Genomic DNA, 26,835 nt, shown 5'->3' on the forward strand with positions numbered 1-26,835 from the left:
TCATTCTAGCAGTGGCGGCGGCGAGTAGGCGAGATATTCCTCAGTTCGCGGAGGATGAGCTGTGGGACTGGAAGGTCGTCATCCAGCGTTCCGGTGGGAAGACGAGCCCATCATCAGAATGCTCTATGGCCAGACCGGGCAAATCACGACTCACGGCCAAAGATAACGATGCTGTGTACAGCAGAATTGCTACGATGTGCTTCTTCGTCGTATCGAGCTCATCCCGCTCGTACTGTATTGGTAGGAGAAGATACCGGCTGCCCAAACGCTGAAAAGTGAATTACAAAAAATCACGTACTGCGTTCTCGGACGCGGTCAGCCCACATAGTACCAGGTGAGATCTGCGATCACGGTAAACTGTGCTCAAGCAGGTCCGATGCGGTCGACTCGAGTTCGCCAGCGCTGGCTGTTGCGGTGACGAAATCATAACTATAACTATAGTTAATCTATAGAAATTTACTTACCGCTCGGCAACTATTTTCCACTAAGCATGAACGAAGGATCATACTCTAGAGAGCCGTCACGCGAACCCGAACTGCGAACAATTCTGCTCGGCGTTGGCGGGCGTGATGACTCCCGTGTCGACGCACTCGTGGATGTCGTCAAAGAAGTAGCCTCCAGTAACACCACGGTAATCATCGTCCACGTTTTCGATACGGATTCCTACAAAGAAACGGTCAAGCAGGTAGCGAATACGGAGGACGAACACATCGAACCTGACGAACTAGCTGCTCAGATGAGCACTACCGAGGAGATTACTGGCCGCCTGAAAGCTGATTCGATCGACTACGAGGCTCGCGCGACAACCGGCAGAAAGGGAGACGGGGTTGTCGAGATCGCCAAGGAGGTCGACGCTGATCGCGTGATCATCGGCGGCCGGCAACGCTCTCCCGCCGGAAAGGCACTCTTCGGGAGCACGGCACAGAAAGTCATGCTGAACGCGCCCTGTCCGGTCACGTTCGTCCGCGATCGAAAGTGAGATCGCGATTCTCCTGACGCGCCCGTATTGCGGACCAGGTATCACGGCTCCGAAACCGTATTCATCGCTGTTATCCGACTGAGTTTCCGATCAGCAGAGGCAGAGACAGAGGATGCTCGGTACGTCCCGAACAAATCGATTAGCCAGTGACAGGTCACGACCGCACGAGTGCACATCGCCCAGAAACGCTGGTGCTGACGCCGTTTCGAGATCGACCCGGTTAGTCGTCCGATTTCACGGTGCTAGAGCGCTCGGCTTTCTTGCCGATGGTCGTCTCGCGCAGATTGGATTCGATCTCCTCGAGCGATCGGCCCTTCGTTTCGGGGACAAGCTGGTAACAGAAGACCAGTGCGATGAAACAGAGCCCGCCGTAGAGCCAGAATGTGCCCGTCTGGTCGAAGACGTCGACTAGACGGAGGAACGTCAGCGACACGATCAGGTTCGCAGCCCAGTTGAGGACCGTAACGGTCCCCATCGCGGTTCCGCGGACCTGCATCGGATAGATCTCGGAGATCAGCAGCCAGAACGCCGGTCCGAGTCCGATTGCGAAGAACGCGACGTACAGCATCAGGCTCCCGGTCGCGACCCAGCCGATGATGCCCGAGAGGCCGGGTAGGAAGAACGCGAAGCCGAGGATGGCGAGCATCAAGGTCATTCCGCTGAGTCCGCTCAGCAACAGCGGTCGGCGTCCAACCCGGTCAATGAGGAGGACGGCAACAATGGTCATCACGACGTTGACAACGCCGATTCCGGCAGTCACGAGAATCGAAGCGGTGTCTTCGAAGCTAGTGGACTCGAGGATCGTCGAAGCGTAGTAGATGACCGTGTTGATGCCGGTCACTTGCTGGAATACCGCCAGTCCGACGCCGACGATCAGCATCGGGCGGACCCACGGCTGGAACAGATCACGAAACGAACTGGACTCGACCTGGACCGTTTCTTTGATTTCGCTGAGTTCGGTACCGACCTGGCTTTCGACGCGGGTTCGGGACAGGACCTCGCGGGCATCCGTCTCACGGCCCTGTTCGTAGAGCCAGCGCGGACTTTCCGGCATGAAGAGCATCCCGACGAATAGGACGGCTGCAGGGACCATTCCGAGACCGAGCATCCAGCGCCATTCACCACCGCCGGCGAACGCGAGATTCACCAGATACGCGATGAGGATACCGCTTCTAATGGTTAACTGGTTCAGCGAGACCAGCGATCCCCGTATCTTCGGGGGCGAGATTTCGGAGATATAGAGTGGACCGACTACCGACGCGAAGCCGATCCCGACCCCGTCAAGGATGCGGCCGACAATTAGTATTTCGACGGTCGGTGCGATCGCCATGATGAGCGAGCCGACGAAGAAGACGACTGTGCTGACGAGGATGAGTCGGCGTCGGCCGAGCCGGTCGGCGAGACGACCGCCGAGTGCTGCGCCGATGATTGCGCCGACCATTCCCCCACTGACGACCACCCCTTCGACGTAGGACGGATTCATCGTATAGCCGAACACTGTGGTGAGTTCGAACGCATCCCGAATGTAGAGCATTGCACCGGAGATAACCCCGGTTCGAAGCCGAATAGTAATCCGTTCAGTGCGGCTAACGCCGCGACTACGTAAATAAACGTGTTCTGTCCGTCGGCAGTATCTGTGTGTGATGTCGGCATGGATGAGTGCTATAACTATTTATCCAGATTAGAGTTAATGATTTTTGCTCCGAAGGAGGATGCGATAGTTATCTCGAGGTGCACGGTGTCTGTAGATAGATATCGGCGGTCCACACCCCGGGTCACCTTCGCACTTGCTCGCGTTTCACCGTTGACGGTTGTTCGCGAACGCTTCGCGCCGTGCACTCTCTCTTCGCAGTGAGTCGCAGGCGCTGTTTCGTTACGCGTGAAAAGTGAGGCGGCACGATTTTGTGGTATCCTTGCCAAAAATCGCCCACCTCAGCGGGTATCGCGACTGGATCGATTTGAGTTTTGTAGAGCGAGAGCGGACACCGCGTCAACTGATCGTGCTCGGTATTCAACTCCATCTTGCGGCACTGTCTAGTTGAGCCAGTTTGAGAAGTGAGCAGGTCGTAATATTGAGTTGGTTGCGGGAGACAACAGCGATTCTCGCTGAATTAGGCGTTGAACGCTCTCACGGAGCGGTTTAGAACGGGGTACATCGGCTGGCTGACAGCGAACACGACCCGCCGACGTCCACGAGAGCGAAGCTCTCGTGCGGCCTCTTGGAGCGCAAAGCGCTCCAATGGTCGGCGAATCGAAGATTCGCCTCGACAGCAGAACGCGGAGCGTTCTGCGGACGGCGTCGCCGTCGCGGGTCGCTGTCGATGAAACTACTGTCAAGATTAACGGCGAGTGGTCTTGGTTGTACGCTGCAATAGACATCGAGACAAAACTGATTCTCGACGTCGCGCTGTTTCGTCGACATAGAACTGATCCGGCGGCGGCGTTTCTGCAGAAACTCCGCGAGAAACACGATCTCTCCGAGACTGAGTTTCTCGTCGATCAATTTGGCTATCGGCTGCCCTCTCCCGAGTCGGACTGAGCGGTCGGGTTAACTATACCGACCGAAACCGCATCGAACAGTGGTTTCACACGCTCAAAATGAGAACCGACCGCTTCCCTAATTCGTGGGTGGGCAGTCGGGCGAGCGGCCGAGAGTGGCTTGAACAGTTCGTGCATTACTACAACCACCAAAGACCGCATCAAGCTCTCGACGGAAACGTGCCAGTCGAGGAGGTGCAGAACTAGACAGTGCCTATCTGTCGATGTTGTCACTTTCGCATACTGTGTCAGTCTTAGAGAAATCCGGTGTCAAACGGACAAGATCGACGATCCATAATTGGGTGCAGAAAGCCGATCTACAGAGTCTATGGTTAAATTGCCGGTCGATCAGTGCATCATGGTCCGACTGACGAGTGTAAACCCTGCTGCGACAGCGAGGAATCCAATAACTGTCGTCATATTAATCGTCTGATTGAGAACCAAGACCGATACGACTGTTGCTGCAACTGGTTCCAGATACGCCACGAGTGTCGTTTCTGTCGCTCCAACTTGACGCACTAACCGGAAGTACAGGAGGTAGCCACCAGCACCAGCAATTAATGTAATGTATATTAACGAAACAACTGCAGTCGGAGAAAGGGACTGAGCGTTTGGGAGCGATTCACCGCGAAGGATCCCGCCAGAAAACAGTAGTGTCGCTCCAATAAGCATCGCCCATCCTTGGAGGGCTTCCGCTGGCAGTTCTTCATCGAACAACTGGAGTAGAACAGAGCCAACTGCGAACAGTGTTGTTCCGAGAAAAACCAGTCCAACCCCGAGTACCGTCGATGAAAGCAATGTAGTGTCAATTGACGGTTGCGAGAGAACCAAGACACCACTCAGACCAAGGCAGAACCCGATAACGTCAAGAAGGTCTCGAGACTCACCGAGGATCGGGACTGCAACGAGGGCTGCTATGACTGGTGACATTGTAGTAACGACAGACGCAACTGCACCCGAAATATGCTGAGTGCCGAGGTATAATCCTGCTTGATAGCCACCAAACATGAATCCCCCAACAATAATGATGTTCAAGAGTTCGCGGTTAGTTTGTGGAAGCACTCGATCTGTCGCCATTCGTGCGTATCCAAGGACGAGGCAGCCGGAGATAGCGTAACGGATGCCTGCCGCACTAAGTGGCGGTAGTTGGGTGACTATAATCTCGATTGCTGGGAAACCGGCCCCCCATAGAAAACCCAGTCCAATGATGGTGAGACCTGCAGGAATGTGGAATCGTTGTTGGGTTGTCGCTCTCATATTACGTTGATTAGTATAACCCGCTGGATTGCTAATAATAGAGCGAATACGGCAGTCCTCCACGCGATTTTCGGTTATTCTGAAGCAGCTTCGATATAGATGCGATAAAGTCGACAAAGTTTGAAGTTACTACGAGTTTTAGGTCATTCACACGCTATGGATGAGAAAGACATTCGGATCTTGAAATCACTGGAGGAACTCGAGACGACGAGCACCGAGAAGATTAGAGAATCAACAGGAATTCCGCTGTCGACAATTCATTATAGACTTAACAATCTTCGAGACGCCGGAGTGATCACAAACGATCGACTGGATCTTGATCTTGATAAATTCGGATTAGGTGTGACAATACTTGTACATGTATTCACGAAAGATGATCAATCTCACACGGAGTGTGGCCAGGTTATCGCTGACATTGAAGGGGTTACAAAGGTCTTCTTCACAATGGGGGATACCGATTTCATTGCATTAGCTCGGCTCTCTGACAGTGATAGCGTTGGGCGGCTCATTTCTGACTTCGAAGAACTTGACGAGGTTGCTCGAACTGACTCCACGTTTGTGATCGAACGTGAACTCGACAGTCATTACCCGCTCCAACATTACAGCGAAGAAACTCTTCTTAAAGAATTTACGGAGTAATCTACTCAGCTGGGCGTTCCCTCACTAGGAGAAATGTAAAAGAATATCCCGGAACTTTACCCGGGATGAATACGGAAGTTATAGCGGTGACAAGAGCGTCCGCTCTACTAGGAGCAGCGGAACGTTGTAGTTGCTGTTAAGGAGGTTCAGCCGCTCTTCTTGCCGGTGCGTAATTCAGTTAGCAGCGCCCTCGAGAGAGGGATTAATCAGAATAGCTAGCTGCAAACTTAGTCTCAGTACCTCACAAAGCCGGTTAGTTAGAACGTCTGCTTGCTGCGAATGTGACTAACAAACAGCAGCAAGCAGACAGTGAAATCCACGAGAACCAACTCCTTGACTTCCTCGTCAACCGGCTTGACGAGGAAGTTTCTCTTGACCTTGCCAACAACGCAGATATCGACACAGAGGACATTCACGAGGTCCTCGTCGGCGCGGCCGCCGACGGGACCTCGATTTCCACGCTGTACAACTCCAGTGAAGACTCGCCACCGGCGAACACGATTCTCTACCACCTCCGGACGAAGTTCGAGCCGGAACGGCTCGAACGAGTCGCTAACACACTCCTTCGGAAGGATGTCGTCGAACTGCTCCCCAAGCAGGTGGAGGTCTGCGCAGACCTCCACCTGCGGCCCTACTACGGTAACGAACATGAGACAAACCACCTCTACCACTCGGAGGCCAAGCGTGGGACCACTACGTTCCACGCGTACGCGACGCTCTACGCACGTGTGAAGAACAAGCGCTACACGCTAGCGGTGCGCCGTCTCGAAGACGGCGACACCGCCAGCAGTGTCCTCGTCGAGTTCCTTGGTGTTCTCGATGGCCTTGACGCCGGGGTCAAGGCCGTTTACCCCGATCGCGGATTCTACGACAGCAAGTGTCTCACGCTGCTACAAGCGCACAACTACGCCTACGTCGTCCCGATCATTCGGTGGGGTGAGACGATTCAGCAGGAACTCTCGGAAGGGTGGAGTCGCGTGATCGAACACGATCTGACAGGGAAACTCGACGGTCACAGCTGGACCGTCGAGTTTCCCGTCTACATCGACTGTACGTACCTGAACGGCCGATACGACGAAAACGGTGTGGCGCGTCACGGCTACGCCGCTGACGCGCCGTTCATCGAGACCCCACGCGAAGCTCGATACCACTACTCGAAACGCTTCGGTATCGAGTCGAGCTATCGCTTGTCCGAGCAAGCGATAGCGACGACAACAACGCAAGATGCGACGGTTCGGTTCCTGTACGTAGTGGTGAGTCTGCTGTTGGGGAACGTTTGGCGGTATCTCCACTACGAGTTTGTGGCGACGCCCCGCCGAGGCGGGCGTCGCCTCTGGCGGTGGCCGTACAAGGAGTTCATCAATATGATTCGGCGGGCTGCGTGGACGGCCCTCGCGGTGCGTCGGGCCGTCCCCGCGAACCGACCACCAGACAACCGGTTTACACGGTAACTCTCGATCGGGCTAGCCTGCGGTGTGAGTGACAACCCTGTCGCGTCGGCGGCTGACCGCCGCCGACAGCGACGCCTTTCCGTCGATTCGTCCATGATTCTCTCGTCAAGATCGTCAGTGTAACCGCTTCGACACAGAACTCAGGCCTCAGAAACAGTTAGCCGAGGATGCTTTGTGAGGTACTGAGTCTAGCAATCTTCCCGTCAGTCGGTTTAGCTGGGTGTCTCGACCAACTAGCGGCTACCAGTTCCGACTCCACATCACTGCCCGATCCAGTGTCGGAACTCGAATTCGAGATCACCGATACCGATTTCGATCCAAGGGCTGATCCCGTGATCTCGTTTCCCGAGGAAGCCGACGAAGCGACGGTTGAAGGAACGATCTGGGTAGGATCGAAGAAATGTAACGAAGCGACGCTCACTGACGTTTCCTTCGACAGGGCGGACGGGTCTGTGGAGCTTCGTATCAGCCCCGGGAAATCGGATGAACACCCCAATAATCGCCTTCTCGGCGGTTCCTGCGATGATGTCTCGAGTTCGATCTGCTCGCGTTCGGCGTCGATAATTCGCCAGCGCATCAGTGTTCCCCTCCGAACTTGCAGTCGTCTCAGTGAGCGTCCTCTGGCAGCAATGCTCGGGTTGAATTCGTAACGACCAGTAAGCTACTTGCACCCATCGCAAGTGCGGCGAAAAGCGGATTTAGAAGGCCTAGCACAGCCAGCGGGATTGCAATTGCGTTGTAGCAAAACGCCCACCCAATATTTCCTTTCACGCGTCGGTTTGTCGCCTGGGCGAGATCAAAGATAGTTTCGACAGACGAGAGATCGTCGTCGACGAGAGCGACGTCCGCAGCATCAGCGGCCATCGCAGTACCGCCACCGAGCGCGATACCGAGGTCAGCTGCGGCTAACGCCGGCGCATCATTGGTACCATCACCGATCATCACTGTTCGCCCAGTCTCGTTGAATTGTTCGACAGTCGCTGCTTTTCCTTCAGGGGGGACACCCGCAAACACTTCGTCAACAGCACGATGCTCACGAAAGCTCTCCGCCGCTCGAGCATCGTCTCCGGTAAGGACAATGACCTCCCGTTCGGTATCCGAAATCGCGGTCAACGTCTCGTCCCAGTTCGCTCGTAGTTCGTCACCAACGACGACAACGCCCTCGGTGGTTCCGTCGCGTCCGACAGCGACTGGAACCCGACCCGTTTCGCGGCTGCCGTCAATACGCTCGGCGACTACCGCAGGGACCTCCCACCCCTGGTCACGGAACAGATCTGGATGGCCGACGATGATTTCGTCTCCGTCTACGATACCCGTAACACCGGTTCGATGACTATCAAAGGATTCGACGCGATCATCTATCGAACTGGCGTCTGAGGCGGATTCAGCTGTACTACCGTCAGGCACCGGCCGTTCGGCGGCAATTGCTCGCCCGACCGGATGTGATGACCGCTCCTCAAGGAGCGCCGCCTTCTCAAGTAGGGCTGCCTCTAAATTGGTGTCGGTGACAGTCATCTCGCCCGTCGTCAATGTACCTGTCTTGTCGAAGACAATGGTGTCCGCATCACTGATTCGCTCAAACACGGTATCGTCAAAGATGACAATCGAGCGTTCCAACGCGTCGCGGATCCCCGCAGCGACTGCGAGCGGTGTCGCCAGTCCGAGCGCACATGGACAGGAAACGATCAGTACTGTGAGACCGACGAGAAGGGCTGAGGCCCCATTACCGAGCAGGAGATACACGCCGGTGACGATAACTGCGAGGACGAGAACAACCGGCACGAAGATCGTCGCTAATTTGTCTGCGAGCTTCTGAATACCGTGAGAGCCGCTCTGGAGGTCCCAGACAAGTTCAGCAATCCGATCAAGGCTGTTCGTAGCATCTTCTCCAACACGGATGGTCACCGCACCATTAGTCACCATCGAGCCGCCAACTACGGTATCCCTGATACGCTTCCGTACAGGAAGAGACTCACCAGTGACAACTGCTTCGTCGACGGCTGCGTCGCCATCAACTACCACACCATCAATGGGGATTCGCTCTCCAGACCGTACTAGTACGTGATCATCAACCTCGAGGTCATCGACTGCGATATTTTCATATTCACCGTTTCCGCCAACGCGGCGGGCCTCATCGACCTGAATAGCCGTCAAATCGGAGAGACGGTCGGTCGCCTGTTGCTTGATCGACGATTCATAATAGTTGCCGACCGTGACGATGACAATGATAGCAACAGTCACGTCGTAGTAGATGTGCTTGCCCCCCAGTGCGATCGAAAGTGTACTGTAGAGGTAGGCACTCACAGCTGCGATCGCGACGAGTAGATCCATATTTGGAGACCGCATCCGAATACTGACGTACGCGCCCTGGAGGATTGGCTTTCCAGTCACTGCCAGGATGATTGTCGTGAGCGCCGCGATGACAACGTAGAAAGGCGTCGCAAGGGGACCCGCGAGTGTGGCTTCGAAGAACTCCGTGACCCGCTCACCGTAAAACAGTCCGCCGAAATACGTTGGATAGATGATGACAAGATACTGCAGCATCACGGACATCCCCATGAGAACACCGACCGCAACTCGCCCCATCTCCCAATTGTTCGCTCTCCGGCGGCTAAACGCATCATCACGTGAGTAAGCGCTGTAACCGAGACCACTGATCGTCTCCTGAAGATCAGCCTTTGAGACACGATCTGGATCGTGATCGATCCGAACCGTGTCCGTCACATAGCTCGAGTTCGCGTCACTGACACCCTCAACTGCAGTTGCAGCCGATTCGATGAAGGCCTCACAGGTTGCACAGTGCATTCCATCAACTTCCAGAAACGTTGCTTCGTGATCCGGTGGAATCTCCCGATTAGCCTCTGATTTGTCTCGAGCACGGCGGACGTCTTCCGCCTCGATATCGTCGACGTCGCCGAGCGCATTGTAGACATCGCGACAACCGATACAACAAAACGGGTTCCCATCGTCGACGATATCACTTCCTTCTACGGGAAGCTCACAGAGCGTACAACCAGTTTTAGTTGTGTTATTATTGCTCATTGTATCTTACTAGCTAGTGTGACCACTTGCCGCTTCGATTCCGTCATAGAACGGTAATCTAGGATGCGGTAGATGAATCCCTAGACTCATCAATCCATGTGTGAGCAGGATGTAGCCGAGGACGACGAACGCAACCCCAAGCAATCTATGCACTCGTTGCCGATGAACCACGCCGACGGCGTCAATGATGGTTCCATACGCGAAGACAGTAGGAATTGTACCGAGTCCAAGTGCGCCAAGAGCTACTGCCCCACCGACAGGTGAGCCGATTGCAAACGCATACAGAAACGCTGGGTAGAGGATCGGGCACGGTAACAGGCCGTGAACTGCACCAAGTCCGACGATACCAGGGCCGTTCGCAAGACGATCAACACGTGCCGCAAGCCAGCCAGATATTCGCTCGAGGCCTGGTAAGTGAATACCACCAGTTGTTCGTCCCAGTAAGTAATATACCCCGACGACCATGACGAGGCCACCGATAATGAGACCGATTCCGCCACGGACGAACTCGACGACAGATGAAAGCGATGCAGTCGTCACAAACAACGTACTGCCGAGTGCACCGAACACCGCCCCGAGAAGCGTATAACTCGCCGCTCGTCCGATGTTGAACAGTGCATGCTGGCGCACCTCGTAGGTTGTAAGATGATTCTCCCGACCGCTATCTGATGTGCTGCTCTTCATTTGACTCGCATAAACGGTGACGAGCGGACCACACATTCCGATACAGTGGGCACCGGCGAGGACACCGATTACGAGAAACAACAGCACGTCGACGCCAAGGAATGTGAATAGGTTCATATCTATGTGAGTAGCGAGTGATACTAGTCGAAGTAGCTGTTCCAGATAGTAATGGATTCCGTCTCGAACTCACCGTTCTCCTCTTCAGTTTGGTCGAAACAACCGGCAATGGTAACTGTGATTTCGCCGCTCACTGCTGGCACAAACCAGTGCCGTTTGATGGTTGCATCACTACAGGTATCGCATCGCACCTAACGCGACCTCCAAGCCGAGTCAGAACAGCACATCGATACCTGTCTACACAATCTCGATCTATACGAATCCGAAACACCGACGAGTACCTATCGTACACGACGATGCAGAATATACTATCTAATCTGAAAAACTGGTGGGATGAGTTGAACGACGTGTACTCGAAGGTGTTGCAAATGATCGCTCGTCGTGTCAGCAACAACCTCGACCGCCTCGATTTTGACGGGGCCGTCGTTCTCAAGAGTGTAGAGCGATCAAGAGTGGATCGATCAGGCGCTCGAGGATGTCGACGAGATTCTCGAGCCCGCTCTCGAGACCGTCGTTCAGAACAAGGTCGCACGGGTGCGATACCCTGACGAGATCGACGAGAAGACACGATATCTGATGTGAGAGGTGAGAGTTCCAGGCGCGGTGGTCTGGTTCGACGAGGCGGTCGAAGATCTCGCGTGTCGTCGCGGCGTACTCTCGGCGGTGGATCGAGAGTTTCGCGAGACGATTGCAGCGATGATGATAGCCGACACGCACCCGGAACTCGAGGATCCGGACGACGTCAGGGAGGGTGATATCGATCTGGCTCTCGTCGAGGCCGGGCTCGGGGTGGACGTAGTCCCGGTCGATCCCGACGCTATCGAAGATCCCAAGTCGATCAGCGCGTTCTCACGACAATCGGACGGGGAAATCAGCAGCTATCCAGTGGATCAGAGCCGAGGAGGAACGTGAGGATCGGCCGCAGACATTCGAAAAGGTGAACGAACGGGTTGGCGACCGATGCCCGAACGGACAGGATCGCGGCGAACGCCCAGCACCGCACCGCGGCCGCTGCTGCTGGCGACCGGTGGACAGTCGACCTAGAACACGCAAGATGGACAGTCCCACCGAAACAGCGCTCGCAATTGACAGTCCCTACTGTTGTCGAGTTCACGCATGAACTCGAGTTCAGTGATACGCTGGAATACAGGGTGTCAAAGAAAGTTCCCATACCCTCTCTGTGACTACCCGACAAACGGGAAGTACAGGCCAAGGACTTACCACAGAAGCTGTTCTCATCAGTCCACTCGCATAACTGCTAACCGAAACTGCTCGAACGACCGAATTAGCTCAACGAACTCGCCGGGATCAACCGGTTTTTCGAGCACTGCATCTTCGTCTGCATCATGATCGAGATCCCGGGATTCAATCAAGTCTTCCTTCATCCCAGTCAGGACAATCACTGGCACCTGATCTAGTTCTGGGTGATGTTTGATCTCGTGTAGAACGTCCTCACCGTCTACTTTTGGCAGGTTCAGGTCAAGCAGTACAATGTCTGGTTGGGAAGCGTCTTCGTACTCGCCGCGTTGATAAATAAAGTCGAGTGCTGCTTGGCCATCAGTGACGGTGGTGAGTGTATTTCCGATGTTGCCGTCTGAGAAGGCTTCTTCGATGAGACGAATATCGCCGGGGTTGTCTTCTACCAACAGTATCACCGCCCCTGATGAGCCACTTCCCATAGTCTGATACTCCGGGTGAATAGGTATAAGAAATTCGGTGAGATGCCTATTAAGCGGACTTTCAAGGCTCGAGCATCAGCTATTGCTGAGGACTCTTGATCAGTAAGCACGTGTAGTGAACGGATAGTTCGATCCAGAGTAGGTGAAAAGAACATCATCCGAATTGTTCTCTGATACCCTCTGAAACAAGTAAGATGGACAGTCCCTTGTTCTTACTCGAGTTCAGTGATTCGCTGGTCACCAGGGCTGACAGTCCACTCGGCTGGAAGCCGCCGAAGTCCAGGACATGCTGGTCACCAGAACTGACAGTCCCCCTGTTGCATGTTGGCTGACACGGTGCCGTGTCGCTCGTGGATGGTCCTACTGAACTGGAGTTCACAAGTGACAGTCCCCTACTGTCGTCGAGTTCACTCATGAACTCGAGTCTACGTGATCCGCTGTTCTGGAACCCCCGTGTTTCGCACAAGACGGCACCCAACTAGTGCGGTCACGGTGGCCCAGATGGTGCGTCGATGCTGGCACCCCTAGCAGTGCATTAAGATAAGAGGAATTGATCTATGTTACTCACGTTGGCACCCAATAGGCCGGTCCTACCGGTTGGCACCCCCCCACACTGACGCTTTGCGTCTTTGTTGGCCTATTTCGGCAGCAGAGGACTGTCCTCACTCTCGTCGGTGGTGACTGTCCTGTGCAGTCCCACAGCCATGCTTTGCTGGACCTCACTCAGTCCCTGGGGTTACCTCATCGCTGTCGCCGTTGTGTCCTACTGTTGCAGCCTCTCGCTGCGCGATCTCCTACTGTGCGGTACACTGGTCTGTTGGCGGCTTGCCGTTCTCCCGGTGTTGACTGTCCGCTGGCAGTACACTCTGCTTTGGGGGACCACTGCTCGCACTGCTGGACGTCCCTCTCTTGCCGGGAGAGACCAGCGCTGTGCTGTCCTAGCGCTGTCGCTATCGTTACGCGGTCTCCAGAGTCGCGCTGCTCGAGTTCACGTGGTCACAGTTTCTCGCTGTCCTGGATGGCGGCGCTGTCGGCGCTCTCAGTGCTGACTGTCCTGCTGCGCGGTATACTCTGCTCTGCGGGCGCTGCTCGCATTGCTGGACTGTCCCCCTTCATCTCTGCACCTTTCCGCTCTGGGTCTGATACACCCTGACTGTCCCACAGTCTCATTCCGGCTGTCTTCCTCGCCGTCACTCTCGAGTGGACTGTCCCACTGCTGGTTGTTCCCTACTCTGGGTACCTGGAGCTCACTCGAGTTTCCGTCGGCTCTCTGCGTCCGCTGGGGTGCCCCTGTTCGCGTCATTTTGTCCATCCTCTCTCTTGTGATATATTCGGGTGCCATCCTCTGCTGTTGCACTCGTCAGTCTGACTCTGGTTCCCACCTCGATTTCCCCGTGGTTTCTGTGCTGAACTCTCCTCGAGATCTGTCGCGCACATCTGTGACAGGATGTTGATACTACTCTGGATTTTCCCACTCTGCGTTATTTTTTGGTTTTCGGCTGGCTCATGTACAGCACTCGGTGTTTCTTGACTCAATTGAATCCAACCAGAATATTATTGTTGGAGTAGTTCGTTAGCCTTGAGTATAGTAGACTATGACATCTGATACATCCGCCACCCTCTCCCCCAAAGAAGCCGACGAAATCCAGGAAAAACTTGACCAGGGAAATGAACATCGACGCAACATCCTGAGTGCACTGGTAAGCGCTGAGAGCGACACTCTGAACACGTCAGAAATCCGAAATCGAGCCAACGTCCCTAGCGGGAGTATGAATCACTATCTCGTTACCCTCACCGAGTGGGGCATCCTCGAAGAGACGGGGGAGCGAGAGTACAGCCAAGGCGGCGGACGGAAAGCCCGCGTCTGGCGGCTCAGCGAGAAGGGAGAAGAATTCGTCGAAGAGTACTCAGATGCACTCACTCCGCCAAAAGGGGCCGCAACAGCGGAGCGCGTGACAGCACTGGAAAATCGGATCGAAGATCTCGAAGACGAAACGCGCAAACGCCGGAAAACGATCGTAGAGATACTGAAAGTGATTGCCGAATCTCAAGATAAACAGACCCAACAGCAGGTCTCAGAGATTGTGACCAACGCCGATTTATAGGAGTCGGTCAAGCGATTCCATGTTCTTGTTGTTCGTGTTCTCGTTGCTGCTAGCAGTCGTCTCGCTGGCTGCCTCGCTGTTATCGTCTTCTTCTGGATCGGGCTCCAGATCGTCGTTGCTCTCATTCTGGGGCTCGTCGCCGCCGTCGTCACGATCGTCACGACCGAGACTCGAGAGCGGGATGGTCATCCCGTCAACGTAGACCTTGAGGTCGTCGACGGACAGCGTCTCGTCCTCGTCGATCGTCGGCACCACGATGATGTACCAGTCCTTGCCAGGCTCCGGGGTCTCGCCGTTGAACTCGTATTCCGGGATTATCGGCGTTTTGATGGTTCGCATACTCTTGTCGACCTCGTTGTCGACCGCTGGGTAGCGATCGATGTCGGTGAAGACACTCTTGGCGTCGGGGAACCGAGCGTGCTCCTCGCCGGCGCCATCTCGGAGAATAATCTCGCCGGTGGTTTCGTCGCGGACCCACACGTCTTCGCGAGCGCCGGGACGATACACTCTTTCCCCGTCAATACTCAGGGGTCGAAGGTTGTAGAACCGGATTTTTCCGGAAACGGAGTGTCGCTCTCGAGCGCCTCGTGGCTCCTCGGCCAGCGTTTTCCAGACGTTCTCGGCGACGTCCTCTCGGCAGACGAATAGACAGTTCTTACCCTCGCTGAACGCACTCGCGAGGTTGCGGACGGTCTGTCCCTGTTTCGTCGATCCTGTGCTCTTCTCGGCCTCGAGAACGGCCTCTCGGCCGCCAGTGAGAGCGTCGACCGTCGGATACTCTTCGCGGAACTCCTCGAGCGCTTCGGCGATTGCCACGGGATCGGCGTCACTGTCGACCTCAAGCAGCGGCATCGGATCAAGCGTCCCATCTGGAAGGCTCTTGGTGCCCTCGCCTTGCTCGGCGATTGCCACGTCGGCACCGAGCTCGTTGAACGCGGGGTACGCGTCCTGCAGAACGAGTGCGTGCAGTGCACCGCCGGAACTCTCGTCGTCGCCTACGTCCTGGATGGCCGATATAGTCTCGTCGCCGACAGACAGCCATAGATCGCCGTCCCGCTCGGTCTCCGAGAGCATCGAGTCGGGAATCGGCTGCAGAACGTTCCGCCAGAGGCGTTCTCGGCTGTCTGTCCGAGTCTCGTCATGTTCCGGGAGCGCGGCTCGAATCACGTCCTCGCACTCCTCGAGTGGGATCGAGAGGTCATCCCGGTCCGACCGGAGTGCTTCATCGTGGACGGCCTTGCAGACGTCTCCTTGCGTGCTCTCGTCGGTAAGGAGATCGACGCCCGACTCGGCGAGTCCACCGAATGGCAGCTCTCGTTGAATCTGTTCGTCAGTGAGTGGCTGCTCGCCGTACCGCTCGAGACTGTCGGAGATAATCTCGTCGACGGCGCCTTTGCCCCGAAGCGGCGGGTAGGGCGCGAATGCCGAGAGTTTCAGCGGCCTCGAGTACTCGCCCCCGCCGGTTGGGAGCCGAGTCCATACTTTGTACTTCTCGGTTTGTATGAGGTCGTCTGGATTGTACCCCTTGAACCGGTCTGTCAAGATTTTCGCGTCATCGGCGTCGTTCGCCTTGAACGTGACCAGATTGTCAGCGTTATTCTTGAACGGCTTCAACACGCTCTCGTCGAGTTGTGACGGGTATTGGACGGCAGCAGTGACGCTCAGGTTCATCGATCGCGCTCTCGCGAGCATCGATTTGATGTCAAGTTGCTCACTGGCGATGTCGTCGAACTCGTCGGCAAATATGAAGTAGGGGTCCGGGTCCATCGTCTCGTACGACCGATTTTGCACCGCTGACCAAATCCCACGCATCGCGGCGAGTGTCGTCAGTCGTTTCACGTCTGTACTGTCGACAGGCGTGCGAAGGACGACAATCCGATCCTCATCGATGAGGTCGCGCCAGTCGATCGTTGACTCTCGCCGGGCAATGATCCGACGCACGACGCCATTCTCAACCCACGCTTTCACACGCTTCATGAGCGGGCGGAGTTGTTCCTCGTCCATCTCGGCGACTTGCTCGAGGAACTCGCCGACATAGGGGTCGGGACACTCCTCAGCGAACGTCTCCCGGCGCTCCTGGTTCAACAGGATGAAATAGAAGTCAATAACGCCGTAGTTGGGCCGCTCCGGGTCGGCGTTCGCCTTCATCATGGCTCGAGCCATCGATTCGGTCACTGACTCCATCGTCGCGTGAAGTTCGCCTTTCGCGGCTAACGCGGCTTTCAGATTCTCGAGGCGACTTTCAATTCCCGTCTCGAGTTCGACGTCACTGGCTGTCTCCGGGACATCAAGCAGGTTCAGACCGATCTCCTGCTCGTTCTCGGTCCCCGGCTCAATCCAAACCACGTCATCGAGCCGCTGTTCTGGGAGTTTCCGAAGGAGTTCCCGTGAGTCCTTGCCCTTGGGATCGAAGTACGCGAACCCGTGTCCAGAGTACGCCAACTGGATCATCCAGTTGAGTAGTTCCGTCGTTTTGCCGGCGCCAGAAACGCCAGCCACCCAGAGGTGTTGGGCGAGTGACCCGAACGGGATCCCGGCCTCGCGGAACCCTTCTTGTGGATCTTCAGTGTATCCGACCCACAAGTCCTTCTCCGGATTACTGTGGCCCTCCTCGAGAATCCGACGGACGGCAGGGCCAGCAACGACACCTTCCGCTTCGGTCTCTGTGATGGCCTCGACGCCGCCGATACGTTCCACACCAGTCGGCGTGATATCGTACGTCTCTCCCGTGGCGGTCGTCTCCTCGTCCTGGACGTCCTCGCTCTCGTCGCTGTCGTCGTCGGAACTTGATCCAAATCCAAACAGGTTCATCGGTTCTCACTCTTGTTCGAGTCCGCAGGAACCCGCGAGCCCTCTTGCGTGTGTTTCCAGTCGATCCGTGGTGTCTCGATCTCCTCGTTCGGGATGTGTGCAGCGCTGGCGAGCTCGTCGACGGTCAAGATCATCTCCCGCTCGGACCACGCCCTCGAGTGGACGTCGTTGATCAGCGTCCGAGCATCAGCGACCGACTCGGCGACGAATCCTTGCTCTGTCGTCGCGTTATAGTACTTCACGAACATCCCCGCCACGCCTCGAGCGCGAGCTTCGGCCTCAGTCTGGTTCGGAGAGGCCGCGAGAACGCGGATATTCGTGCTAAAGGCCTGTTGCCCGCGCTGTTGCTCGACGATCTTCGCCGACTGTTTCTCTTTCGAAGATGCGTCCCGAACGCGGGGATTGATCCACCCCTTCACGTGACCGTCGCGAAGGCCCTCGGCGACATCATCGACGGATTCGCCACGCCAGCCGCCGTCGGTCCAATTCGCCGGCTCCGGGCGGAATGCGACCTGGACGACGACGGCCGTCTCCTCGGTCGAGAGCATCTCGCTGGTGATCTCGCCGTAGGGATCGCGCTCGAATCCCTCGCCGTCACGGAAGTGGTGAATCGGGTAGTAGTAGTGTCGCGCAAGGCTCAGGCGAGCACCAGCGACGTACTCACCCGCCTCGAGCGGCGGGAAGCCCTCGCCGCCGGCCTCGAAAACGGCGCTGTTGGCGTAGTTGTTGCCGACGCGTCGGCGGAACTTGTCAGCCGCGGACTCGCTTGCGGCGTGCATGAAGAACCGAATGCGCTCGCCGTCGAACCAGAGCTCGTACGTGTGCGAGTCGCTCGTGTTCTTGCCGCGAAAGTTGGTCGTTACGTCATGGACCGACTGGAGCAGGCCTGCCGCGTCGACCATGCCCTGATTCTCGGCATGTGGCTGAATCTGCAGGAGGACACCAGGTGTCTCGTCTGCGGTCTGTATGTGCGAACTCGTGAGCTGTGTCGAGGCGTAGTTCGATGGATTCGGATCTGAGGCATTGTCACCGAACAGCCGAGAAAGGAGCGACATTACGCCGTCACCTCCCCATACTCGGCGCGAATGTGCTCCTCGAGGCTCACGTCGTCCTCGGGCTCGTACGTCAATACGGCCGTCTCGAAGTCTGATGCCCGAATTCGAGTCCGGAACCACCCCTCGATCGCATTGAAGTTGATCAAGGCCTCGGAGTACCCCTGTCCCGAGTCGCCTCGAGTGGCCCGCTCTCTGATGAACTCGTACTGCAGGTCATTGAAATCGAAGAGTTCGGCGGTCTCGCGATCGAGGTCCGTCTGTGTAAACTGGATCGTCGTTGCCTGTTTGCGGATCGTGTCCTTGTGATCGTCCTCATCCTCACCGGAGACGAACTCCGCGGGCGACTGACTAGCGAACCAGACGCCCGCCTCGTAGTGTCTCCAGTGGCGGGCCGCCCGCTGCAGCCACTCGACAGTCTCCGCAGACTCGAGCAAGTAATGGGCCTCGTCGATCAGGAACAGCGTCTCTCCGGGCGCGTTCTGGACAGCCTCATAGACTCTGTCGAGCATCAGCTGCAGCATGACGGACTTGCCGACCGCGCCCTCGTTCTCCATCTGTTGCAGATCCAGGTAGGAGACGCCGCCGGGCGTGATCTCGGCACTGCCCGTCCCGGCGAGTTCGGCGTACTCACGACCCTCCTGGAAGCCAGAGAGCTTGCGGAGTAGCGTCGCCGCGTTGCTCTCGATCTCGGTAACCTCCATTGTCGACTCGGAGAGCGCAGGGCCTTCGGGATTGTTCGCGATCTCGCGAAGTGTGTCGATGTAGTCGGCCATCGTCGGGCTCTCGAGGCCGTGCGTCGAGTAGTCGTCCGGCTTGATCCCTGCCTTCCGGTAGGTTTCGTATGCGCACTCCTTGATCAGCGTCGTGTACTCGCCAGCATCGACACCCTGCTCGCGGAGGACGCCGCTGATGAACGCGTTGACGGCGTCGATCTTCATCCCGAACGGGTCGATCCCGGTCTCACGAACACGCTCGGGCGTCTCGGAGATATTCAGCGGATTGATGGAGTCCTTGCCGCCGAGAACGACGTGTGTCCCGTTCAGTAGTTCGGCGATCCCGGCGAAGTCGCCAAAGGTATCGCACAGCACGACCGTCCGATCGTCCTCGGCGAGATACCAGCGGACGATTTTCTGTAAGGTGGAGAACGACTTCCCGGAGCCAGAGTCGCCAATAAACAGCGCATGCGCGGGGCCACCAACAGCGGCCGGATCCGCCGAGACCTCGCTTCCGTCCTGCAGTTTCCGGCCCCACTCGACGCCGTTCTCGTGACGAATCTCGACCGAGAGTCCCGGGAATGCGGCACCAAGGACGCCGCCCAAGACCATCGTATAGCGGTCGCGATGACTGACGTCGTCGTACACGTCAGGCGCAGTCGGACTCCCGGAAACGTAGAGGTCGCGCTGTCGGGTATCGGGCGAGAGGAGCGTGAGACTCGCGGGCGTTGACTCAGCGACATCGCGGATGTCCTCGCACCGATCCTCGAGCGCCCGGCGCTTCTCGACGTCGAAGTTGAGATCGTCCGAATTCGCGCCGTTTTCGATCGTTGTCTCTGCTCGCTCGAGTGCGGCTCTCGTCCCGGCGCGAACAGTGATGTACCCGTTGAGGTCCCACGGACGAACGGACGTGTTATGGAGGAGCTTGTACGCCTGGACGTACGCCTCCATGTCGTCACTGACCGTCATCGCTGAGATATCAGTCGCCTCTTCGCGCTCCTCGATATCGGCATTGATCTCGGCAATTGCGTGTTCGAGCTCGTACTCGGTATCCGCTTTATCCCGTGCTCGAGCGTGGAGTGTCACGTCGACGTCGACGCCGCTCATCGTCACGAGCCCCTGCAAGAATCCAGGATCGGGTTCGACCGGCCACTCGGCGATCCAGTAGGTTCTGCAGTATTGATCGCCGACGCGGATGTGATCGGAGTCGATGTCATAGCTTGGCGCCGAGAGGATCTCCTCGAGCCGTCCCTCTCGAACCTCAGTCACATCGTCGAAGTTGTGATCAACGCCGGACCAATAGCGGCTGTGGAGGAGCGCGTTTTCGGCGGGACCAACGCGTTCGACCTCGACGCCGGTCACAGCGCCGAAGACTGTCCCAACCCGCTCGAGACGCTTCTCGAGGGCAGCAGACATCCGACTGTACCATTCCTCGTCGTCGACACCGGCATCAGAGCCGGAGCCGAAGACCTCTTTTATCCCGTCGAGAACAGAGGCGGACAGATCGAGGCCGGTTGTGTCGACGTCTTCGCTGTCGACCGCGACGACGACGTAGTGGCGCCACTGCTTCGCGTCCCAGCGCGGTGTCTCGCTTCGCTCATACCAGTCGGCGACGTCGTGCAAGAGTTCGCGAGCGCCAGCCCAGTTGTCGCCAGCGAGGTGCTCTGAAAACGCAGCCTCACGGTACTTGCCGACCACGTCCGAGGGATCGAATTCGGTTGTCGTCGAATAGTATCGAAAGCCATGCTCGAGCGTCTCGTCGATCCGCGTCGAGAGCGACGAGAGGACTGCCTGCAGCTCGTTGCGTGTCTCAGTGTCTGTATTCCGCGGCTCGATCCGAAGCAAGCCAACCATCCGCCCATCAGCCATGACCGCCGCGCCGTCACGGCGGATCTTCCGGACGCCATGCACGAGGTCGTCAGCGGCGTCCTCTTGAGGGATCGGATGCTGTCGTTTCTGCCGGAAGTAGCGAACAGGGGAGCGCATTTTGTCGAGTCCAGTCGTGGTGTCGTCAGCCCGGCTCGCAAACACTGGGCCGATTGCCGCCGCCGGCAGCCCAATTGATGTGAGTGGAATGATGAGGTCGTCCGCTCCCACGGTCAGTGCGCCGATCGCGCCGCCGAGAGCGATGAATCCCGGAGTGCCGTACCACAGGTCTCGAGCGCGGTAGTCGCCGATTTTCAGTCCGGATTCCACATACGGGAGCGTGATCTGAGACGGGTCCGTTCCGCCGTCATCATTCATGATACATATTGTATTATGGTTTTAGCCATAATGTTTGTTGGGGTACGTAGTACAGAACGAAGCCGAAAAAGAGCGGATTACTGGAAGCCGCGGTCTCGATCTCGCTCAAACTGCTCTCGAGTGCGGCTACCATCGGTCGAGTAGCGTCCCGTGCTGTCCGACGACTGGATTGATCCCACCTGGCCGATCCTTCGGCTCGAGGCCGACGAGACGCCTGGAGAGTCGGTTGAGTGCGGCGCTCCGGACCTGGTGTCCGTAGTCGAGCCGCGCCACGTCTCGACGCGCTCTTTGACGTGACCGACGCGCTCGTTCGCACTCTGTGCGTGTTCCTTGCCCTTGTGCCGACTCATGGCACTCATTCCGAGACCGACGTTGGCGGCTCGATCGGCCGTCTGCAGCGCCGACCACGGGAGATAAACACCGACGAATCCGAGTCCAACGATCGTCGCAATCAGTCCGATAACCGGCCCTGAGACTCCCGCATCCCACGGGAGTAGGTACAGTAACCGCAAGAACATCGCTTGCGTGATATTGACGCCGATTAGGAGTCCGAATAGCCAGACAACGAAGTTGCCGAGGCTTGCGACCGTCCCCTCGCCGTACGCCTTGCAGCCCCATGCGACCGGCCAGAAGGCCACACACAGGTGGATCAAGACGTGTTGTGCGATAATCGCGAATAGTCCAAGGACGATTACGCCGGCATAGGCATAGAGCAAGATGAACGCCAACATCCCACCTGACAGGATTTTTCCCATCCCGTCTGGTGTCCCAAGTAACTCCTCGCCGCCCGGAGCGAACGCGGCCGACGCCTGAGCGCCGAAGTGCAAGAGAAAGCCGGTCACTTGCCACGTCAAGATGATCATCACGAACGCAATGAGCGCGGTCCGTAACTTCTGGCGTCGGCGAAACGGATCGTTGTGCCGAAATGCGAGCGTCGCAGCGCCGCCGACGAGAACGACACCCAGGCTCGTCGTCCACATCGTCATCTCCCAAATCCCCGGCCACCAGCCGTTTTGTGGGTTCGTCCACGAGGTTGGATCGTCGTGTGTTCCCGGCGCCGGGACGTTCGCGATGATTGCGTTTACGAAGTTGAGCCCAGCTGTCACGGCTCCGGCACCCATGTTCATCAGCCACTCGAGGGCGCCATTCAGCCACGAATAGGGGTTGAATGTCCCCCCGAGGAGACCGCCACCTTCTTTTTCCGACTCGACCTCGAGTGTCTCGTTTCCGAGCGTCACGTTTCCAGACGCCTGGTCTCCAAAGGATTCGTTGTTGTACGTGTTGTTTCCGAGTTCGTCCTCGGGCTGGTTCATCTGTGCGGCCGCCCCGATCGGGACGGTCGCCGTGATCAAGAGGAGGATGACTGCAACGCGAGCGATACCTGCTGCTCGTCGATCCTGTGTGTCTGAAAGCATTGATGTTCTTCATCAAACCACCCGCTTAGAACGGGACACCAGTCACGGCCATGCCAACGATACCACTCCACTCGATGCACGAGAACGCGCCGATGCCGACGCGGTCAAGCGCCATTCCGAAGATTGCCGGGAAGAACGCCCCAACTGCGGTAATTCCGGCGCCCATCATCTTCTCGCGGCCCTCACGCTTCTTCTCGCTCCGGCCTTGCCCCAGGTCTTTGAATGCCATCGTTCCCCGGAAGGCGGCAAGTAGGAGGAGCAACACGACTGCAGCACCGAGTCCGAGACCGATGAGCTCGCCGAGCCCAGATTGACATATCATCCCCGCTGCCTCGCTAGCCTGCTGTGCCATTGCCGTCCCAATGGTGAGATTCACCGCCGTGACTGTCACGACCGCCCGCCGAATGGGCGATGAGAACAGTATTTCGCGAGGGTTCTGGAATCCGCGGCGCACCTGTCGGAGCGTACTCGTCACACCGTTCTTTTCATCCTCGGCTATCTCGTTTGGTGACATCTACAAACTAGACTGCGATATATTTACTGATTAATTTTTGGATTAGTAGTAATATCTATAGTATGGATAGTACTACGAACCGTAGCAATAATGATCTACAATCCGTAGGATAAAGTGATAGCGGCGTAATATCTAGCAAATATGGAAGTCGACGAGACCGACAAGATCCTCCTTGATATGCTCGCAGAAGGACGATGTACGCAGGGGTACCTCGTCACCGAAACCGACCTTCCGCGGTACAAAATCCACGACCGGCTGAAGATGTACGGGAAAATGGGATATGCGAAAAATCTCCACGAGAACACTGCGCTATGGGAGCTCGTAAAGGACCCGCGAGAAGAAAGTGATGACGGCTGACGATCCCGCCTGAGAGGCAGCGAGAGGTCACTTAAGCGCAATATGGAAGCTGATTTGAGCCATTCCTGGTAGTATGTAAGGGAAGTTTTGGAATTCATAACCAAGACCTCATAGTGAGTAGTTACAGGTCCGTGATACGGTCCGCTGTACTGTGTAGACTGGTTGTATCGATGTGTTCGATTGGCTCTCGCCGGTACAGACTATCCAGCCGAAAGTACGATCGTGGCCCGTTCTGACGCGTGAGCCGCCAGCGCTGGCGGGTGGGCTCAGAAATGGATATTCTCGAGTGCTGAGAGAATCACGAGCGGGTTGGGAATAGACGCGAGCAGGTCTGAGCGGATGGTATCGGAGAGTCGAGACGAGACGTGGTACTCGAGTTGCTGGAGGATCCACCGGCAATCTTGCGAGACGCTCGTTGTATCGGTGCCCTTTCCGACGAAGCGCTCGATGATCCAGAGACGCTTCGTAAGGCATTCATCGAGTGGGGCACCGACCTCGAGGATCTCACCGTGAAACTCTCCGCTGGCGAGTACGAGGATCGCAACCGCTTCCGCAGCGAGATTATGCGATCGGCTCACGGCCTTGCTGACTCGATCATCCATCTGTTCAATGCTCTCGAGATCGACATCACTCGCGAACTTCGAGTACCGTTCGGACTCGATACGAACTCGCTCACAGAACTCGTAACCTCGATCAGCATTTCGACGGCAATTCAGTCGAAATACGGTGTGTTTGCCTCGTACCGACAACTGTTCGAGTCTCGCGAGGAAAAGCGTCACACCGCACTCACACCGACAGTCGATGCCGACGTCCCGTTAGGGACGCTCATTGGCTCCGTGGTCGTTCGTGGTGAAGATGTCCATCGTCTTACCCATACCTTGAGGAGGCACTCGAGACGCCAGCAGCGGTCGCTGATGACGCTCCCGAATTCGCTGTCCACGTCTTCCTCTTGACGGTCGGCCGGATCGTTCAGACGCTGTTGACAGCCGATAATCGTCTCTCACAGCGAGAACCCGCCGACCGAGCAGACGTATTAACACGAGCGATTCGAAACTATCGAGATCGGCTCGAGGCACTTGATCTCATCTGCATCGACGAGCACGGCTATCGACTGCCGCTGTCCTTCCAGACACCCGCTGAGCGGCGTACTCCCGTCGTTCCCAACTTCTCCGGGAACGATCAGGCGCTGCTCGACGCGGCCGATGCACTCCTCGAGATAATACTACCACCAGAGCGATACGGCGATCCTGATGATCCACTCGGCAGTGTGCTGTTTTGGCCATCGGATCCCTATCGACTACTCGAACATCCAGCAGTCGGCGCATGGCTTGGTGTGGCAGCTGCTTTCGAAGGGACAGCACAACCCGGGGATGGACAGATAGTGATAATTGTCCCACATATCAAGCAAGAGTCATTGGCTGGCAGTGGAACTATGAGAAAGAAACAGCCACGATAGATCAATGGATGAGAGTGTAGACGTCTCACAACAATACACCTTTTCGCCTCCAATCGATCTCCTCTCGGCTTTAGAGTCCCTAAATATCCAGTATTTAGCGCTTCAGGGTGATCGCCTCATAGAGTGGTGGTAGTTCAACGGGGTCAGATCCCTTGACTTCTGCAACCGCCGCGACAACTGCAGAAACAGGCGTATTCTCGGTACCCCGCTCCCATTCAACAGTGGTAGATGTAGTCACGTTAGTTTGAGAGTCGTTTTTGTTGATTCGTGTGCTAGTCTCCCTCATAGATGCTCTACTCCCAGGGTCTATTATAAATGGATTCCCAAAATCTACCGAATGAGATACGGTTTTACATGTTTGATAGGGGTCTTCCCACAGGAGTATACGGGTTGTTACCATCATTCATTATAATGGGCTCAGGCTTACTCGATCGGTCTCCTCAAACGAGATGCAGAGAATCTGGCCACGCCGTCCACACAGTTGCCTGTAGTTTCGGAACTCACCTCCTATGAGCATGTCTCCTATTACCTTATATCCTTACGAAACCTACTGTTAAATGGTGATGGATATGGCCACAACCACGACAAAGGAGAACAAGCAAATTGCACGTCGCTTCCCGGAGGAAGTAGCGACGAAGGGAAAGATCGATGTTATCGATGAGATATGCGCCGAGGACGTAATTGACCACAGTCCGCTTGGGGAGATGCGAGGCCGCGAAGACCTCAAGAGCCAACTTGAATCCCTTCGCACCGCGTTTGGGGACTTCTCGGCGACCGTCGAGGATATCGTCGCCGATGGAGATACCGTCGCTATGCGGGTGACCCTGCGAGGGACCCACGAGAGCGAGTTTATGGGTGTTGAGCCGACTGGCCAAGAATTCGAGGTCGGAAATATGGTCTTCACCCGAATCGAGGATGGTGAAATCGTCGAACGATGGGTGCAGCCTGATACACTCGGATTGATGCAGCAACTCGGAGCTGTCGACCAACCCGGGAAATAACCTGTCCCCGTTCTTTCGGTCGTGTTTAGTTTGTCGCATTGTGCCAGACGGCGAAGGCGTGGAGCCACGATTCAGCTGTCGACGGTTTTGCATGGCTAAAGCAGTTTGAGAACGAAGAAGTACGCCGTTTTATGTCACGGGAGATACGTTCGGCACTGTTCCGATTTCCATGTTTTTCGTATCGAAATCGGAGCCCAGCTTGGCGGAGTGCAGTCTGGAGATGTTTTGCGCCATCGACGAGAACCATGGCATCGTCGAGGTTATGTTTCTCAGTGAGTTCCCGCAGAAACCGTTCTGTCAACGCGGTCGTAGTCGTTGGATACAGCCATATATGGAGGATATTGTTCGTTTGCGGATCGACAGTAGTATACAGCCAATAGCGATATTCATCAAGTTGAATCACCGTCTCATCGAGCGCGACGTGATTCGGTTCCTTGTCAACTGCCGGCTGTAGGTCGCATTTGTGAACCCAATCGTGAACGACCTTCTGACTGCGATCGACACCGAACTTCTCCATTTCCTGAACGGTATTCGAAAGCGAGAGATCAGCAAGATGGAGTCGAATACCGACCTCCATCAGCTGACGCGGTGTCCGTTCGCGCTCCACAAAACTCAAATCAATCCAGTCGCGACACCCGCTAAGGCGGTCGATTTTTGACATAGGCACCATAAAATCGCACCGCCTCACTTTTCACGCGTAACGAAACAATGCCGCAGTAGGCGTCGTCCTGGCGAACAGTTCCTCCGGCTCGATCGTCATAAACGAAGATGGAGGCGA

The 26,835-nt window shown here is 56.4% G+C and carries 19 protein-coding genes and 4 pseudogenes; 11 read left to right on the forward strand and 12 right to left on the reverse strand.

Going from position 1 to position 26,835, the window contains the following annotated elements; translation table 11 throughout:
- Nucleotides 1-490 precede the first annotated feature (490 nt).
- Nucleotides 491-979, forward strand: coding sequence for a universal stress protein (locus EH209_RS18830; protein WP_126664383.1), 489 nt, complete (start codon nt 491-493; stop codon nt 977-979).
- A 220-nt stretch (nt 980-1,199) separates the two neighbouring features.
- Here EH209_RS18830 and EH209_RS18835 read toward each other — a convergent pair.
- A pseudogene (locus EH209_RS18835) lies at nt 1,200-2,632 on the reverse strand (sugar porter family MFS transporter).
- Between the two features lie 260 nt (nt 2,633-2,892).
- Here EH209_RS18835 and EH209_RS25290 point away from each other — a divergent pair.
- The 3 pseudogenes from EH209_RS25290 to EH209_RS18850 all read left to right on the forward strand — a co-directional run.
- A pseudogene (locus tag EH209_RS25290) lies at nt 2,893-3,120 on the forward strand (hypothetical protein); the annotation flags it as partial.
- A 152-nt stretch (nt 3,121-3,272) separates the two neighbouring features.
- Nucleotides 3,273-3,724, forward strand: a pseudogene (locus EH209_RS25295) (IS6 family transposase); the annotation flags it as partial.
- Between the two features lie 8 nt (nt 3,725-3,732).
- Nucleotides 3,733-3,840: pseudogene (locus EH209_RS18850) on the forward strand (IS6 family transposase); the annotation flags it as partial.
- Between the two features lie 25 nt (nt 3,841-3,865).
- Here EH209_RS18850 and EH209_RS18855 read toward each other — a convergent pair.
- Nucleotides 3,866-4,774, reverse strand: coding sequence for a DMT family transporter (locus EH209_RS18855; RefSeq protein WP_126664384.1), 909 nt, complete (start codon nt 4,772-4,774; stop codon nt 3,866-3,868).
- A 156-nt stretch (nt 4,775-4,930) separates the two neighbouring features.
- Between EH209_RS18855 and EH209_RS18860 the strand changes: the two genes are divergently transcribed.
- Both EH209_RS18860 and EH209_RS18865 read left to right on the forward strand, forming a co-directional pair.
- Nucleotides 4,931-5,413, forward strand: a complete 483-nt coding sequence (locus tag EH209_RS18860; protein WP_126664385.1) for an Lrp/AsnC family transcriptional regulator — start codon at nt 4,931-4,933, stop codon at nt 5,411-5,413.
- Between the two features lie 281 nt (nt 5,414-5,694).
- Nucleotides 5,695-6,864 carry an ISH3 family transposase gene (locus tag EH209_RS18865; protein ID WP_126664386.1) on the forward strand — a complete coding sequence of 390 codons (1,170 nt, stop codon included), beginning with the start codon at nt 5,695-5,697 and terminating at the stop codon, nt 6,862-6,864.
- A gap of 606 nt (nt 6,865-7,470) precedes the next feature.
- Here the strand turns inward: EH209_RS18865 and EH209_RS18870 are convergent.
- Together EH209_RS18870 and EH209_RS18875 are read right to left on the reverse strand one after the other, a co-directional pair.
- Nucleotides 7,471-9,906 carry a heavy metal translocating P-type ATPase gene (locus EH209_RS18870; protein WP_126664387.1) on the reverse strand — a complete coding sequence of 812 codons (2,436 nt, stop codon included), beginning with the start codon at nt 9,904-9,906 and terminating at the stop codon, nt 7,471-7,473.
- 9 nt (nt 9,907-9,915) lie between these two features.
- Complete coding sequence (locus EH209_RS18875) at nt 9,916-10,707, reverse strand: sulfite exporter TauE/SafE family protein (RefSeq protein ID WP_126664388.1); 792 nt, start codon at nt 10,705-10,707, stop codon at nt 9,916-9,918.
- A gap of 603 nt (nt 10,708-11,310) precedes the next feature.
- Here EH209_RS18875 and EH209_RS18880 point away from each other — a divergent pair.
- On the forward strand, nt 11,311-11,619 hold the full coding sequence (locus EH209_RS18880; protein WP_249038849.1) for a hypothetical protein: 309 nt from the start codon (nt 11,311-11,313) through the stop codon (nt 11,617-11,619).
- Between the two features lie 326 nt (nt 11,620-11,945).
- On the opposite strand, the gene EH209_RS18885 is transcribed toward EH209_RS18880, so the two are convergent.
- Nucleotides 11,946-12,386, reverse strand: a complete 441-nt coding sequence (locus EH209_RS18885) for a response regulator (protein ID WP_126664390.1) — start codon at nt 12,384-12,386, stop codon at nt 11,946-11,948.
- 1,595 nt (nt 12,387-13,981) lie between these two features.
- Here EH209_RS18885 and EH209_RS18890 point away from each other — a divergent pair.
- A complete protein-coding gene (locus tag EH209_RS18890) occupies nt 13,982-14,491 on the forward strand; it encodes a winged helix-turn-helix domain-containing protein (RefSeq protein WP_126664391.1) in 510 nt (169 codons plus the stop codon).
- Here the strand turns inward: EH209_RS18890 and EH209_RS24750 are convergent.
- From EH209_RS24750 to EH209_RS18915, 5 genes are all read right to left on the reverse strand, one after another.
- Nucleotides 14,486-17,302: a type IV secretory system conjugative DNA transfer family protein gene (locus EH209_RS24750; RefSeq protein ID WP_126664392.1), complete on the reverse strand. Its 2,817-nt coding sequence runs from the start codon at nt 17,300-17,302 to the stop codon at nt 14,486-14,488. The two genes, EH209_RS18890 and EH209_RS24750, sit on opposite strands and share 6 nt — an antisense overlap.
- On the reverse strand, nt 17,299-18,357 hold the full coding sequence (locus tag EH209_RS18900; protein ID WP_126664393.1) for a hypothetical protein: 1,059 nt from the start codon (nt 18,355-18,357) through the stop codon (nt 17,299-17,301). Before EH209_RS18900 ends, EH209_RS24750 begins: the two co-directional genes overlap by 4 nt.
- Nucleotides 18,357-21,314: a VirB4 family type IV secretion system protein gene (locus EH209_RS18905; RefSeq protein ID WP_126664394.1), complete on the reverse strand. Its 2,958-nt coding sequence runs from the start codon at nt 21,312-21,314 to the stop codon at nt 18,357-18,359. The genes EH209_RS18900 and EH209_RS18905 overlap by 1 nt, the downstream gene beginning before the upstream one ends.
- A gap of 77 nt (nt 21,315-21,391) precedes the next feature.
- The gene (locus EH209_RS18910; protein ID WP_126664395.1) at nt 21,392-22,729 is read right to left on the reverse strand and encodes a hypothetical protein; all 1,338 of its coding nucleotides are present in this window, start codon (nt 22,727-22,729) and stop codon (nt 21,392-21,394) included.
- A 25-nt stretch (nt 22,730-22,754) separates the two neighbouring features.
- Nucleotides 22,755-23,243 (reverse strand): hypothetical protein, encoded by a 489-nt coding sequence (locus tag EH209_RS18915; protein WP_126664396.1) that lies wholly within the window; start codon nt 23,241-23,243, stop codon nt 22,755-22,757.
- A 141-nt stretch (nt 23,244-23,384) separates the two neighbouring features.
- Here EH209_RS18915 and EH209_RS18920 point away from each other — a divergent pair, with 141 nt between their 5' ends.
- Nucleotides 23,385-23,600: an ArsR family transcriptional regulator gene (locus EH209_RS18920; RefSeq protein ID WP_126664397.1), complete on the forward strand. Its 216-nt coding sequence runs from the start codon at nt 23,385-23,387 to the stop codon at nt 23,598-23,600.
- 365 nt (nt 23,601-23,965) lie between these two features.
- Nucleotides 23,966-24,553: a hypothetical protein gene (locus tag EH209_RS24755; RefSeq protein WP_249038850.1), complete on the forward strand. Its 588-nt coding sequence runs from the start codon at nt 23,966-23,968 to the stop codon at nt 24,551-24,553.
- Nucleotides 24,554-25,150: 597 nt separating this feature from the next.
- On the opposite strand, the gene EH209_RS25055 is transcribed toward EH209_RS24755, so the two are convergent.
- Nucleotides 25,151-25,459 carry a HalOD1 output domain-containing protein gene (locus EH209_RS25055; protein ID WP_343132695.1) on the reverse strand — a complete coding sequence of 103 codons (309 nt, stop codon included), beginning with the start codon at nt 25,457-25,459 and terminating at the stop codon, nt 25,151-25,153.
- 166 nt (nt 25,460-25,625) lie between these two features.
- On the opposite strand from EH209_RS25055, the gene EH209_RS18930 reads away from it, so the two are divergent.
- Nucleotides 25,626-26,057, forward strand: coding sequence for an ester cyclase (locus tag EH209_RS18930; RefSeq protein ID WP_211338389.1), 432 nt, complete (start codon nt 25,626-25,628; stop codon nt 26,055-26,057).
- A 25-nt stretch (nt 26,058-26,082) separates the two neighbouring features.
- On the opposite strand, the gene EH209_RS18935 is transcribed toward EH209_RS18930, so the two are convergent.
- Entirely contained in the window at nt 26,083-26,718 is a 636-nt protein-coding gene (locus tag EH209_RS18935) for an IS6 family transposase (RefSeq protein WP_126664399.1), read from the reverse strand.
- Between the last annotated feature and the right edge of the window lie 117 nt (nt 26,719-26,835).

The organism is Haloterrigena salifodinae, assembly GCF_003977755.1.
Lineage (GTDB): Archaea > Halobacteriota > Halobacteria > Halobacteriales > Natrialbaceae > Haloterrigena > Haloterrigena salifodinae.

Coding starts and splice junctions, on each gene's coding strand:
- EH209_RS18830 (WP_126664383.1), top strand. CDS start 491: ATGAACGAAGGATCATACTCTAGAGAGCCGTCACGCGAACCCGAACTG.
- EH209_RS18855 (WP_126664384.1), bottom strand. CDS start 4,774: ATGAGAGCGACAACCCAACAACGATTCCACATTCCTGCAGGTCTCACC.
- EH209_RS18860 (WP_126664385.1), top strand. CDS start 4,931: ATGGATGAGAAAGACATTCGGATCTTGAAATCACTGGAGGAACTCGAG.
- EH209_RS18870 (WP_126664387.1), bottom strand. CDS start 9,906: ATGAGCAATAATAACACAACTAAAACTGGTTGTACGCTCTGTGAGCTT.
- EH209_RS18875 (WP_126664388.1), bottom strand. CDS start 10,707: ATGAACCTATTCACATTCCTTGGCGTCGACGTGCTGTTGTTTCTCGTA.
- EH209_RS18885 (WP_126664390.1), bottom strand. CDS start 12,386: ATGGGAAGTGGCTCATCAGGGGCGGTGATACTGTTGGTAGAAGACAAC.
- EH209_RS18890 (WP_126664391.1), top strand. CDS start 13,982: ATGACATCTGATACATCCGCCACCCTCTCCCCCAAAGAAGCCGACGAA.
- EH209_RS24750 (WP_126664392.1), bottom strand. CDS start 17,302: ATGAACCTGTTTGGATTTGGATCAAGTTCCGACGACGACAGCGACGAG.
- EH209_RS18900 (WP_126664393.1), bottom strand. CDS start 18,357: ATGTCGCTCCTTTCTCGGCTGTTCGGTGACAATGCCTCAGATCCGAAT.
- EH209_RS18905 (WP_126664394.1), bottom strand. CDS start 21,314: ATGAATGATGACGGCGGAACGGACCCGTCTCAGATCACGCTCCCGTAT.
- EH209_RS18910 (WP_126664395.1), bottom strand. CDS start 22,729: ATGCTTTCAGACACACAGGATCGACGAGCAGCAGGTATCGCTCGCGTT.
- EH209_RS18915 (WP_126664396.1), bottom strand. CDS start 23,243: ATGTCACCAAACGAGATAGCCGAGGATGAAAAGAACGGTGTGACGAGT.
- EH209_RS18920 (WP_126664397.1), top strand. CDS start 23,385: ATGGAAGTCGACGAGACCGACAAGATCCTCCTTGATATGCTCGCAGAA.
- EH209_RS25055 (WP_343132695.1), bottom strand. CDS start 25,459: ATGATGGTAACAACCCGTATACTCCTGTGGGAAGACCCCTATCAAACA.
- EH209_RS18930 (WP_211338389.1), top strand. CDS start 25,626: ATGGCCACAACCACGACAAAGGAGAACAAGCAAATTGCACGTCGCTTC.
- EH209_RS18935 (WP_126664399.1), bottom strand. CDS start 26,718: ATGTCAAAAATCGACCGCCTTAGCGGGTGTCGCGACTGGATTGATTTG.